Below are 12,880 nucleotides of genomic sequence, written 5' to 3'. Positions count from 1 at the left end.
GATCACCGCTACCAAACATATGAATTCAGAAATCGAACAAGACGACATCGATGACCTGCTCCCAGAACCGCATATCTCGCTTAATGACCCACCGAACGAGAAAGACGCCTGTATCGAGTACCTGTTGGACCTCATCGTGAACACCGACCGGGTAAATGATCGAGATGCGGCGCTCGAAGCGTTGTTTGCTCGTGAAGAGGAGACGACCACTGGAGTTGGAATGGGAATTGGAATCCCACACGCGAAGACGGATGCTATAACGCGCCCATCGGTGGCATTTACCCGCTCAACCGATGGTGTCGACTTCGGAGCGATGGACGGTGAGCCCGCAAAACTGTTGTTTATGATTCTCGTCCCTGACTCAGGGGCTGAAGACCACCTTGCAATCCTCAGTTCTCTTTCTCGCGCACTTATGCACGAGGAAGTCCGTGACGACCTGTATGCCGCGGAAACACCTACCGACGTGCAGGTAGCTCTTCGGGAGGCAGTCGCATGAGCGAGCGAGTAGTCGAAATTGTCCCGGAAGCTGGCCTGCATGCACGACCTGCTTCGAAGTTCGTCCAGATGGTCAATGAGTTCGATGCCACGGTCGAAATCGGTTATGTGGATTCCGACAATCTTGTTTCCGCTGCCAGTATGATTGCCATCACTAGTCTTGGAGCAAAATGTGGCGATAACGTCCGTCTCGTTGCCGAAGGTGAAGATGCAGACGAGGCGCTCGATGCGCTGGAACAAGTGTTGAGGACTCCGGAGAGCGAATTGGCCGATACATGAGCGAACAGACGCTTACGGGGGAAGGTGTCACACCTCAAGCGGGGACGGGGACCGTAGTCTGGTATCGACCAGATACCTCGCTCACTGATGCCATCGACGATGAAACGATCCCACCGTCTGATCGGTCGGCTGAACGTGATCGGTTCGAGACCACCCGTCGTCGGGCACGTGAGGAACTCGAAGCCGAACGCGACCGCACGGCAGACCATGTCGGACAAGAGGAGGCTGCCGTCTTCGATGCTCATATCCAGTTCCTCACAGATCCACAAATCGAGGACAGCGTCTCGACCGCGATAGACGCGGGATCTTCGGCTGAGCGTGCAGTACAGACGGCATTCGAAGATCCGATCGCACAGTTTGAGGGAATGGATGGGAAAATGGCGGAACGTGCAGACGACCTTCGAGACGTCCGTGACCGTCTCATTCGGTCGCTTACTGGTAACGAGCGGGTCAATTTAACTACGTTACCGGCCGGATCAGTTCTGTTAGCCGACCGACTAACGCCGAGCGACACCGCTCAGTTGAACCCGAATCAGGTATCTGGGTTCGCCACAGTTACTGGCGGACGTACCTCGCATGCCGCCATCTTTGCCCGTTCGCTCGGCCTGCCCGCAGTCGTCGGCGTCGGTTCGGAACTCAAGAGAATCGAAGAGGGTTCGAACGTCATCATCAACGGGGCGACGGATGAGATCGTCGTCAACCCGAACGATGAGACGCTCGCTGCCATCGATACTGGGACGACCGTCGATGTACGTCCTAACCGCGTGGAGACGACCGACGGTACCGAAATCGAAGTCGCGGCAAACGTTGGACGGCCGACCGAGTTGGCGCGCGCCGTCGAGCAAGGTGCCGACGGCATCGGTCTCTATCGAACGGAGTTTCTCTTCCTTGACAGAGAGACTCCTCCAACCGAACGGGAACAGTACGAGACGTATGTCGAAGCATTAGAAGCGTTTCCGGATGGTCGGGTCGTCGTTCGAACACTCGATATCGGAGGGGACAAACAAATTTCGTATCTCGACTTGCCGGACGAGGAGAATCCGTTCCTCGGGGAACGTGGCATTCGTCGTTCGCTAGGTGTCGACGAAGACCTTTTTGAAACACAGTTACGCGCACTGCTACGAGCAGCGGCAGACACTTCGGGTGGTACGCTGAGCGTAATGTTCCCCCTTGTGTCTACCGTCGCTGAACTCGATGCTGCGCTCGACTACGTCGATACAGTTGCCGGGTCGCTCCAGGCGGAAGGAATCGAGTACGCGATCCCCGAACTCGGTGTCATGATCGAAACGCCGAGCGCCGTTTTTATGGCCGACGAGTTTACCGACCGAGTCGACTTCCTGAGCGTTGGGACGAACGACCTCGCACAATACGTGATGGCTGCGGCCCGAGAAAACGAACGAGTGGCGGACTTACACGATCCCTTGCACCCGCCGGTCCTTCGAGCACTTCATCGGAGTGTTGAGGCGGCACACCGCAGCGATATCTGGATAGGTATGTGTGGGGAAATGGCCGGTGATCTGACCTTCACTGAACTTCTCGTTGGTTTAGGGTTTGACGAACTGAGTATGAGTGCGGTGACGATCCCCAAAGTGAAGTCCAATATCGTAACGACCGAAAAAGCGCGTGCTTCTGACGTTGCAGCACGTGCTCTGACCGCAAATACAAGAAGCGACGTCACGAACATCATCAACAACCAATGAAACTAGTTGCAATCACATCCTGTCCGACCGGAATCGCTCATAGTCAAATGGCCGCGGAAAATCTGCAGACGACTGCTGAACAGATGGGCCACGATATCTCCGTCGAAGTCCAGGGAGCGATGGGTGCCCAAGACGAACTCACTCCCGAAGAAATCGAGGCAGCAGAGGTCGTCATTATCACTGCCGACACCGCTGTGAGCCGCGATCGGTTCGATGGGAAACCGATCATGAAAGGAACCGTTAAAGACGCCGTCAACGACGCCGAGAGCGTGATACGCGAAGCCGTCGCGCTCGCTGAATCGGGATCCACCGAGGAAGTCGGACTGCAAGTGGACGAGACAGAGGAGACGAATTCGGATAATACCCCCGAACCGGAAGAAAAACAACTTGGTGGCGATCCCTCCAAAGGGCTATTCGCTCGACTCAAGCGGCTATTTAGCTGACCGCAGTCTCCAGCACGCTAAATTCTAGAACTAACTCTGACTACGGTCTCAAGAATGAGTTAGAAACCTGGACTCAGGTTGCCGTTCCATCAACGACACGAACAGCAGCATTTTCGAACCACTGACGGTGCTTTTCTGATAACTTCTCGTCCGTGACGAAGACGTTCACGTCCGTGAGTGCCCCAAATTCCTTGAAATTCTGTTGCTCTAATTTTTCAACGGTAGATACTAACACGACTCGCTTTGAATTCTCTATCATCAGCTCCTTCATTCGTGCTTCTTGAGCATTTGCAGTCGTGAGAACGCCCTCTGCATCGATTCCGTTTGTCCCTATGAACGCGACGTCGAAGTTCGATGTTTCCATGAATCGCTCGGCTGTCGATCCGATCAGTGAGAGAGTCCGTTGTCGAAGTGACCCTCCAGTAAGTTGGACTTCGCCATCCCGTTCTCGCAGTTCGAGTGCTATCAATGGGGAGTTTGTAACACCGACAAATGAACCATCTGATGGTGCCTTTTTCGCGACTTCCATCGTTGTCGTTCCGGAATCAAAGAAGACGACATTGCCTTCGTGAATCTCTTCGATAGCTCGCTCGGCGATAGCGATTTTCTTTTGGAGATTCTGGACTTTCTTTTCTCGAAGGTTCTTTTCTCCCCCAACACTCGCAACTGGCAAGGCACCTCCATGGGAACGTTTTATTAGTTCCCTCTCTTCGAGATCGGTCAAGTCTCGCCGAATTGTTGCTGCTGAACACTCCATTTCTTGTGCAAGTTCTTCGACAGAGCAACCATCTTGTGCCGAAATATACTCCACAATTTCTCGTTTTCGTTGTTCTGGTAGCATTCTCTTCGATCTCGTATTTATGATTGATATCCTCTCCTCCTATATTTGTTCATTTTCCTTTATGACCGTTTCTGATTGTGAACATTACGGCAGGGATTAGTGAGATCGTTCACAATATCTACGTGACAATGTTAGAAGGGAAAAACCAGACGTCGCTTTCGTAGCTTGTGACTCAGATACCTGACATGGGAGAAATTCGGCTCGAACACGAAGCCCACTACGACTGGATAGCGTTCGTGCCATTGCATGAATCGGATGTTGGTACGTTGACGAAGTATGTCGGGAAGGTCGCTGGGGGAGATGAGTACAAATATCGCGGCATCGAGTGTCGGCAGCAGAGTTCCCCGGGTATATCGATAACGCGCAGAAAGCGTTGATTCGAGTAGTGGATGCGTGTCGTGATATAGAGGGGTTTGTGAGGAATTGCGGTCGTGGGTTGATCGACTGGAGCGTGGGGCAGTCGATCCGACTGAGTTGGTGATTATGAATCGTGTTTCGAAGAAGAAGGAGGACTACACGCAAGCGACGCGGAATGTAGCGGCGCTGGAACGGGCAGCAGATTTGGGGTTGGGACGTGCGCCTGGACAGAGTGTATCATATGTAGTGGTCGACGATGCAAAGCAGTCGCGTGAGCGGGTGAGGTTGGCACACATGAACCCCCCAGCTCCCATTGGCACCGAACTCGATACAGGAGTCCCCCAAGACTAAGCACCTATAACCATCGCTTTCACCTAGGAACATGCGGGTAGTAGTGGGTAAGCCGCGACGACGGGCGACGGTGGCATGATTTCTGATACCACCCGGCGCAGTTCGCGGGAACTAAATTATCGCGAGGGCACTTATGAATTACTGATAATAATATGCCACGAAGGGTATGAAGCGATCATTCATACCGAGATAACAGCCACTATTGTCGACCCTGTCGTTTGTTCCGTCACGGCAAACGACGACCGCCTACGCGTGCGTTGTGATCCAGTACGAAATCGAATGACGGCAATCGGTCACTTAGTAGGCACCTCACTGCGAGGTCGGATACCCAAACATTCGCCCTTGAGGTGTAGGGACATGGACTAAGAGTGTCCAACCACCTCGTATTCGTAACGAACCACAACGGTAGATTATCATATGACGCAGCAAGAAAACCCCTCCACAGATGGTGTTGCGGACGATGACCTATATCTAGGAACATACAGTGCTCACTCCGACTGGGGAACCGGTAAAACACCTTCGCACAGCGTGATTGAGAGTGTTGCCGCTGCAACCGAGACTAGTCCGGAGTGCATGCAACCGCTCTACGACGTTATTAATCCCGATGCTCTGAATCAGGTCTTTGAACCGGGGTACGAGCGGTATCGGCAGTCTCCAAATGGCTATGTAACGTTTCGATATGAAGGGTGTGACGTCACCGTCCACGCAGATGGCCAGACAACTGTTTCGCTACTGGATGACACCCAGTCATAAAATCCGAATCTCCAGACAATCTCTCGAGAGCGGTTAACGCGGTCATCCTATGCACCATCAAACAAAATAGTGAGGAGTTTGCGCTCGGCTGCGTGAATATGCTCGGAGAACGTCGCTGAGGAGATGTTGAGTTCCTCAGCGATGTCCTTTCCGGTGCATTCACGCGGCCAGTTGTAATACCCGGCGTCGAAGGCGGCTTGGAGAACCTCGCGCTGCCGGTCGGTGAGGTGGGTATGAAGCACTTGCTGGAAGATGGAATGGCTGAATAGGGGCGTGATTGAGTCTTTTTCTCGTTTGGCAGTGAGTTCCGCATCGGGATTTTCTTCGAGGAACGCGTCGATAACCACCGAGGAATCGTATTGTGGTGGAACTTCGGCGACGATGTGACCCTCACCATCTACACTCTGTACTTCCCGTGGAAGCGCACCGAGTTCAGCAAGCGTGATAGCCGGACAATTCCCCGATACGAGGAATTCGAAGAGCCCTCCGTGTTCGTATTCAGTGAGAAGTGAGACATCGACGGTCGCGTTATCGGCTGCAATATCCACAATTCGATTCGGATTCACACCCGTAATGTTGAAGAATTCTGCATACCGTCCATCGTGACGAGGAACCATCTCTGCGAGTTCGAACATGCAGGCTTCTGCTTTGGACACGCCGACGAACGGATATGCCGAGTTCCAGATGGTGAACTCAACCTCGAGCACGGGACACATCTGCTCACTCCGCTTATCTTCGGGCATGGCCAATGCAGCAAGTATACACAATTAGTGGGCTTGGTTCTTTCGCCCAACTAATCAAGCAGTTCCTCGACCCTTGGTTTGTGTCTTGTGTTTGTAGAGAACGACATGGGGAGAAACCTAGTTTCCGCTATTAAACCGCCGAAACAGCATGTGAACTACCCTGCCTTACGCGCTTCGCGCGTTGAGGACGGGGCTTCCTGCTTCCACGACGCGCTTTGCAGGAACCGAAGTGGTTCCCGTATGGAGCGCAGTCTCCACAGGCGTTGATTCGGAGCATCCCGCTCCTACTTTCTTCAGACCGCGAACGAGGATGTTATCCGCCGCGTTCCAGTCCCTCATAAGCGGTGATGAGTCAGGACGGAGAAGTGAGCCAGGTATCAGTGATGACCGTATCTCCGATTCACGGAGAATACTGCCTGATGTTTGTGAAAAACATATTCAATACTGCGGCATCATGCCACACCTATTCATGCCCCTTCCTTCTGGCTCAGATGACTCGAATTCTCGTCCTCACGAGGGCACCGAGACACTCACGGAAGACGCCTTTTTCGAACAGCTCGTTCACAACGCACTTGACGGACTTCTCACTCTCGATGATACTGCGACGATTTGCTTTGCAAATGAGGCAGCGAGCGACATCTTTGGCTACGACATCGATGAACTCGTCGGTCGATCAGTTGACGACCTCTTCCCCGAGCAGTATCGCGACGAATATCTCGCCGAGTTGCACCAGTATATGCATGACGCCGAGACAGTAGTTGAACACACTGATCTTGAGCGTGTTGGGCGATGCAAAGACGGTACCGATGTCCCGCTTTCGTTCTCGCTTCGCGAACATGCGTACCGTGATCAATCCCTCTATACGGCGGTTCTCCGCGATATCTCGGACCAGAAACGACAGCGCGAGCAATTGAACGCGGCGAGAGAGAAGTATCAGACCCTCGTCGAAGCGGCGCCAGATGCGATTTTCGTCGCCGATGCCGAAACGGGTGTCATCCAGGAAGCGAATCACGCCGCCGCTGAACTCCTCGGGAAACCGACGGATGAAATCGAGGGCATGCATCAAATCGACCTCCATCCGTCGGAGGAAGCCGACCGGTACGAACAGCTCTTTCGGGGGCATCGACAGCGTGGCGGTTTGTTCGCACAAAATGACGATCTCAAAGTTGTCACTGCCGATGGCCAGCACATCCCGGTCGCCATCAATTCGAACGTCACCACGCTCCAGGATCGCCGCGTAATCCAAGGGATCTTCCGTGATATCAGCGATCAAAAGCGGCGTGAAGATGCACTTCAATCGTTACATACGACGACCCAGCGGATGCTCGCGACCTCGTCCCGTCAGGAGATCTGCACCGAAGCGGTACAAACGGCAACCGATGTTTTAGAGTTACCAATCACTGGGCTTCACCTCTCCTTAGAAGACGAAACGGCTCTCGAACCGGTCGCCACTTCCGAAGCAGTAACCACCATCTTCGACGGGTCTCCCCCGACAGTCACCCCCGAGGATACGCTAATTTGGGATGTCTTCGAGACGGGCAACTCACAAGTGATTCCCGACCTCCAAGACATTGATGAGCACCAATCACAGGAGACGCCGATTCGAAGTGCGATCATCACCTCGCTCGGTGCGCACGGCGTCTTGATCACGGCATCAACCTCGGTTTACGACTTCGATCGTATTGACTACGGCCTCATGCGTGTCTTGGCTGCGAACACGGAAGCAGCGTTGACACGCGCCGAGCGTGAACGTGCTGTGGCCCGCCAACGCGACGAGTTAGAAACCGTGAATCGCCTCAACGCGATCATTCGCGACATCAACCAGACGCTCGTCGCTGCGCCGACGCGCGAGGAGATCGAACGGACGGTCTGCGAGCGGTTCGCCGCGTCGGACAGCTATCTCGGCGCCCTCATCGGTGATCTTTCCTCTGCGGAGCGCGGGCTGAATCTCCGAACCGCGGCGGGCATCGACGACTCGTATCTCCACACCGTCGATGCCGCAGCGCCGGCGACGGAACAAGGATCGGCGGCGACGACGCTCGAAACCGGTACCCTCACCGTCGTCGAGGATATCGCGACGAGCAACGCGTTCCCCGATGCCGTGAGAGAAGATGCGTTGGCATGCGGGTATCGGGCTGCCGCCTGTATCCCCCTCGGATATGGTAACACGACTTACGGCGTACTGGTCGTATACGCACCAGCGCCGGAGGTGGTCGGCGAGCTCGAACAGGCAGTCTTCGCGGAGTTGGGCGAGACGATCGGCCACGCAATCAACGCCACCGAAAACAAAAAGCTCCTGCACACGGATCAGATTTTGGAGCTCGAATTTTCGCTGGGTGAGACTGATGCGTTCTTCTTCACCGTTTCCGACGAATTGTCGTGTACCATCACGCTCGATGGCGCCGTCCCCTCGTCGGATGGGACGTTGCTGTTTTACGTCACCGCCACCGACGTCGCCCCAGATCAGTTGTTAGAGCGGGCCCAAGCAGCATCGAGAGTCGATCAGGCGCGCTTGATCGCCGAGACAGGGGCGGACAGTTCCTTCGAATTCGTCTTCCAGAGCGCTGAAACGGCCTCCCAGCTACTCATCGAACGGGGAGCCTATATCCAAAGTGGGATGGCATCCCATGGTGAGGGGACGTTGACCATCGAAGTGCCTGCTGATGTCGACGTTCGGTCGTTCGTTGAGGCGGTACAGGATATCTATCCGGCTGCCTCCCTTCACGCCAAACGACAGCGGACGCGGCCAGTCCACTCACGCACCAGCTTTCTGAACGAACTCGAAACAGCGCTCACCGACCGCCAACTCGAAATCCTACAGATGAGCTTTCACAGTGGGTATTTCGAATACCCGCGTGTCAGTACGGGCGAAACGCTCGCGAACACGCTTGATATCGCCTCTCCAACCTTCCACCAGCATATGCAGACGGCACTGCACAAACTACTCACGACTCTCTTTTCCGGCGACAGTGAATCACGCCGGCGCTAACCATCGATGGTTCCTCTCGTACTCCCCCTCAATAGTGAGGCCCACTACTCGTAATCGCTGAGACGCAAAAGGGAACCAGTATGACAAGCGGCAAGCGACCAGATACGCCAACTGTTGGCAATCCGAATACGCCGACACTGAGTCTTGATGCCATCTTCGACCTGCTGAGCAACGAGCACCGCCGCCACGTCCTCTATTACTTTCATGGAGAGTCCCAACCGATCGCGACTGTCGACGAACTCGTCACACATTTCTGCACGCAGTTCGATGTACGGACAGCTGAGGATGCTGACCGCCTCAGAACACAACTCCTCCACGGTCACCTTCCAAAACTGGAGAATCATGGCATTATCGAATACGACGACCGAAGTGAGACCGTCCGCTATCGAAGAGAAGGTGTACTCGAACGGGTGGTCGCCTGTGCACAATTCACCGAAATGGTGGTGTGATGGCCAGTATTCTTCTGTTTCTGCATAGGACTTCTCCTCCGTGCTGAGAAATATCGAGTTGATGCCGAAGGATAAACAACCATTTTATCCATAAATTACCCAGATTAGGTTAACACTTGTAGAACCATTGCTGATAATGCATCCTGTATTTTCATCCGTATCGACACGAGAAACTAATAGCGGTGGAAGATACTTCTCTACCCGAGATTCGCCATGGTTGATCACGAACCATCACCGGGGGAAACCGCACCCCACACAGCAGTCATCCCGACATTGGACACTGCCCGACTAAGCGCGCTGGTTGTCGAGGCAGTTGCCGTGCACGACCAGCGGTCACCAGACGACTTGGAACCAATCTACCAGTCCATCAACCCAGATGCACTCGACAGTCTGTTCACTCCCTTAACTGATGGCACTTCAAGAGCAGATGGCCACGTATCATTTGCGTACTGTGGCTACCATGTAACGATCACCAGTGACGGGACAATCGATCTTGAACCACTAGAGACCACACCACCGTAACGTTCTAGGATACTGAGTTGGTGCAGTAGTGCGTTGTTCTACATCTTCCTAGTTCTACTAGCACTACCAAGGAGGCGTTGTCTGGGCGACAATTTTCCCACGTGGTGGGACCAAAATCTATATACTATGAAGAGCAATATTACGTACGAGGCGCGGATACTGGCGCGAACGTGTGACCACGCCAGAGAAAGGTGGATGAGTTCTTGTCCCGCGCCTTACTCCTTACTCGCCTTACTTACCAGTCAAACCCAACTGTTCCGTCATCATGTTTGTTTGGTATGCGGTTTAGTCGCATCACTAACCGGCTTTAACTGCCAAGGCTTGTGGTGAAAACGGGCTTCTCAGTCAAGTTCTTACACTCTATGAGTTCCAATTGCCGCGATACGCATCAGAGGTGGTGACTTCATCCAGTGAGCATCCGTGACATAATCGTTATCATTTTGGGTGAGCTAGAGGATACGATGGTATCGTTAGATCGAGTCTTTGACCTCCTCGGCAAACGACGGCGACGGTACGCACTGTACTATCTTGAACAACAAGAGGGGCCGGTCACCGTTGATGAGGTCACAGAGCAGGTTGCTGAGTGGGAAACGGACCAGGCATCAGTATCCATCCCCGAGGAAAAATTCGATCGAATCGAAGTTGAGCTCCTGCACACTGATTTGCCAAAAGTCTCCGAAGCAGAGTACATCAGGTACGATTCTGAGGCAGGGACGGTGGAACTCACCGAAGCACCGCCAAAGTTCGACGCCATTCTCTCGGTCGCCAAGATTATAGAACGGCCATAACTCGATCGGAAATGGTTTTTGGATCCTTCCACAACTTGGAAGTATATTATAACCAATTCATCCATAGCAAGTATTGGATCCCAATCGAAGACGGCGAGTACGTCGCCGACCGGTTCCTGGCGCTCCGGGACGCGATGGAGATCGAGGAGAAGCTCCGTGACGTCTGGCAGTGGCTGCCGGTCGAGATGCCGGGCTTCTCCGTCGACCTCTTCGCCGACGCGGTAGTTTCCTACCCCGGGCCCGGGTACCCCTACGAGCCCGTCGAGCGTCTCGGCCAGCTCATCGCGTCGACAGGGTCGTTGCGCGGGTTCGACAACATCGTCTTCAAGTCGACCAACCTCGAGACGGCCTGCGGTGCGGCCCTCGAGGGAATGGCGTTCGAGTACGTGTTCACACCCGAGGTCTTGGAGGGGACGTTCGCCTGGAACCCGGAACGCATCATGGAGGTCGCGGCCTGCGAGAACGCGACCATCCTCGTCCACGACCACCTCCCCGACGGCGACCGCTGCGGCCTCGGCATCGTGGACGACCGGGCCGGCATCTGTTGCCATGACGTCGAGACTGGGGCGCTCGTGGCGGTCATCGACACCGACGCCCCGGAAGCCCGCGACTGGGCCACCTCGGTCTTCGAGCAGGTCCGTGCGGAGGCAACCCCGGTAGACCCCGCCGCCTTCGAGTCCCGCACGCCGTCGTAACGTCACCTGTGACGATCGCCGATGTTGGCGCGGCGAACCGGCCGAGCAGTGCTCACTGTCGCGGCCACGCGTCGACCGAACTCGCGGTTTTCACGCCGTGAAATCCTGCACGAGATATCATGACGATCGTTCGGCGCCAACACTCACCGAGGAACGAGAACATGACCCAACGACACGAGACCGTCGTCATCGGTGGAGGCCAGGCCGGACTGGTGACCGGATACTATCTACAACAGCACGACCAGGACTTCGTCATCCTCGACGCGAGCGACCGGATCGGCGAGGCATGGCGGGCCCGCTGGGACTCCCTCCGTGTGTTTACGCCAGCCCGCTACTCGAGCCTGCCGGGGATGGACTTTCCGGGCTCACTGCACGCCTTCCCCGCGAAGGACGAGGTGGCCGATTACCTGGAGACCTACGCCGAGCGGTTCGACTTGCCCGTCGAGCTCGGCGTCCGCGTCGACGGGCTGGAACGGAACGATGAAGGCTTTCTAGTGAGCGCCGGCGACCGGCGGTTCGAGGCAGACAACGTCGTGGTGGCGATGGCGAGCTACCAGGTTCCGAAGGTCCCGGATTTCGCGGCGGAGCTCTCCGACGACATCGTCCAGCTACACACGAGCGACTACCGCAACCCCGAGCAGCTCCAGGACGGGGACGTGCTCGTCGTCGGAGCGGGCAACTCCGGTGCTGAGATTGCCCTCGACGTCGCCAACGGACACGAGACGTGGCTGTCGGGCCGGGACGTCGGCCACGTGCCGTTCCACATAGACTCGTGGTTCGGCCGTCACTTGGGGGTGCCGTTCGTGATGCGTGTACTCTTTCACCGGATCCTCACGACGGGGACGCCCATCGGGCGCCGGAAGCGCCCGGAGATGCTGTCCCAGGGCATCCAGTTGGTCCGGACTAAACCGGCGGACTTGGCCGCGGCCGGCGTTGAGCGGACGCCTCGAACGACCGGCGTCCGCGACGGCCGCCCCGTCGTCGGAGACGACGATGTCCTCGACGTCGAGAACGTCATTTGGTGTACCGGCTTCCAGCCCGACTTCTCGTGGATCGACCTCCCAATCTTCGACGGGAAAGAACAGCCCAAGGAGCCCGTCCATATGCGCGGCATCGTCCCGGACGCGCCTGGCTTGTACTTCGTCGGCCTGTCCTTCCTCTATGCGATGACGTCGGGGCTGTTCACCGGCGTCGGCCGGGACGCGGAGTACGTCGTCGACCACCTCACGTCGCGGCCGCGGCAGCAGCAGCCTCGTCCGAGCTACACCGGATCGGTGGACGGACTCCAACAATAGTCGTAATCGAGTTCGGCGTTCGCCCCGAGTCAAAGAAAGACCAGTCTCGCGAACGTCGTCATCTCACACGGTATTACTCATCTTACCTTGGAGCCAGATCCCCCGGGGTGCCTGATACACCCTTTGTAGTCAGCATGCCACTCTTGACGGCGTATCGACAGTTTGTTCCGAATGTGCTGA

13 protein-coding genes and 1 pseudogene are annotated in these 12,880 nt (G+C 55.6%); 11 read left to right on the top strand and 3 right to left on the bottom strand.

Features of this window, described 5'->3' with window-relative positions; translation table 11 throughout:
* The first annotated feature begins 19 nt into the window (after nt 1-19).
* Genes LIX00_RS17245 through LIX00_RS17230 form a run of 4 tightly spaced genes read left to right on the top strand, consistent with a single transcriptional unit; the run spans nt 20 to nt 2,917 of the window.
* A complete protein-coding gene (locus LIX00_RS17245) occupies nt 20-496 on the top strand; it encodes a PTS sugar transporter subunit IIA (RefSeq protein ID WP_227355781.1) in 477 nt (158 codons plus the stop codon).
* Nucleotides 493-774 (top strand): HPr family phosphocarrier protein, encoded by a 282-nt coding sequence (locus tag LIX00_RS17240; protein ID WP_227355780.1) that lies wholly within the window; start codon nt 493-495, stop codon nt 772-774. The genes LIX00_RS17245 and LIX00_RS17240 overlap by 4 nt, the downstream gene beginning before the upstream one ends.
* Nucleotides 771-2,474, top strand: coding sequence for a phosphoenolpyruvate--protein phosphotransferase (ptsP, locus tag LIX00_RS17235; RefSeq protein WP_227355779.1), 1,704 nt, complete (start codon nt 771-773; stop codon nt 2,472-2,474). The genes LIX00_RS17240 and ptsP overlap by 4 nt, the downstream gene beginning before the upstream one ends.
* Nucleotides 2,471-2,917 (top strand): PTS fructose transporter subunit IIB, encoded by a 447-nt coding sequence (locus tag LIX00_RS17230; RefSeq protein WP_227355778.1) that lies wholly within the window; start codon nt 2,471-2,473, stop codon nt 2,915-2,917. The genes ptsP and LIX00_RS17230 overlap by 4 nt, the downstream gene beginning before the upstream one ends.
* 73 nt (nt 2,918-2,990) lie before the next feature.
* On the opposite strand, the gene glpR is transcribed toward LIX00_RS17230, so the two are convergent.
* Nucleotides 2,991-3,758 (bottom strand): HTH-type transcriptional regulator GlpR, encoded by a 768-nt coding sequence (gene glpR / locus LIX00_RS17225; protein ID WP_227355777.1) that lies wholly within the window; start codon nt 3,756-3,758, stop codon nt 2,991-2,993.
* Nucleotides 3,759-4,883: 1,125 nt separating this feature from the next.
* On the opposite strand from glpR, the gene ddfA (LIX00_RS17220) reads away from it, so the two are divergent.
* Entirely contained in the window at nt 4,884-5,219 is a 336-nt protein-coding gene (gene ddfA / locus LIX00_RS17220) for a DdfA family disk-determining factor (RefSeq protein ID WP_227355776.1), read from the top strand.
* Between the two features lie 47 nt (nt 5,220-5,266).
* On the opposite strand, the gene LIX00_RS17215 is transcribed toward ddfA (LIX00_RS17220), so the two are convergent.
* Nucleotides 5,267-5,962 (bottom strand): helix-turn-helix domain-containing protein, encoded by a 696-nt coding sequence (locus LIX00_RS17215; RefSeq protein ID WP_227355775.1) that lies wholly within the window; start codon nt 5,960-5,962, stop codon nt 5,267-5,269.
* A 165-nt stretch (nt 5,963-6,127) separates the two neighbouring features.
* Nucleotides 6,128-6,298 (bottom strand): annotated as a pseudogene (locus tag LIX00_RS17210) (RNA-guided endonuclease TnpB family protein); the annotation flags it as partial.
* A gap of 133 nt (nt 6,299-6,431) precedes the next feature.
* Between LIX00_RS17210 and LIX00_RS17205 the strand changes: the two are divergent.
* The 6 genes from LIX00_RS17205 (at nt 6,432) to LIX00_RS17180 (ending at nt 12,700) form a co-directional block, all read left to right on the top strand.
* On the top strand, nt 6,432-8,951 hold the full coding sequence (locus tag LIX00_RS17205; protein WP_227355774.1) for a bacterio-opsin activator domain-containing protein: 2,520 nt from the start codon (nt 6,432-6,434) through the stop codon (nt 8,949-8,951).
* Nucleotides 8,952-9,031: 80 nt separating this feature from the next.
* Nucleotides 9,032-9,400, top strand: coding sequence for a DUF7344 domain-containing protein (locus LIX00_RS17200; RefSeq protein ID WP_227355773.1), 369 nt, complete (start codon nt 9,032-9,034; stop codon nt 9,398-9,400).
* A 213-nt stretch (nt 9,401-9,613) separates the two neighbouring features.
* Nucleotides 9,614-9,922, top strand: a complete 309-nt coding sequence (gene ddfA / locus LIX00_RS17195; RefSeq protein WP_227355772.1) for a DdfA family disk-determining factor — start codon at nt 9,614-9,616, stop codon at nt 9,920-9,922.
* Nucleotides 9,923-10,332: 410 nt separating this feature from the next.
* Nucleotides 10,333-10,710: a DUF7344 domain-containing protein gene (locus LIX00_RS17190; protein ID WP_227355771.1), complete on the top strand. Its 378-nt coding sequence runs from the start codon at nt 10,333-10,335 to the stop codon at nt 10,708-10,710.
* Between the two features lie 11 nt (nt 10,711-10,721).
* On the top strand, nt 10,722-11,405 hold the full coding sequence (locus tag LIX00_RS17185) for a helix-turn-helix transcriptional regulator (protein WP_227355770.1): 684 nt from the start codon (nt 10,722-10,724) through the stop codon (nt 11,403-11,405).
* 161 nt (nt 11,406-11,566) lie between these two features.
* A complete protein-coding gene (locus tag LIX00_RS17180; protein WP_227355769.1) occupies nt 11,567-12,700 on the top strand; it encodes a flavin-containing monooxygenase in 1,134 nt (377 codons plus the stop codon).
* Nucleotides 12,701-12,880 lie beyond the last annotated feature (180 nt).

It is taken from the genome of Haladaptatus salinisoli, from assembly GCF_020614375.1.
Lineage (GTDB): Archaea > Halobacteriota > Halobacteria > Halobacteriales > Haladaptataceae > Haladaptatus > Haladaptatus salinisoli.
Note: the sequence above shows the minus strand (reverse complement) of the source record. Positions and strands in the feature narration are given on the sequence as shown.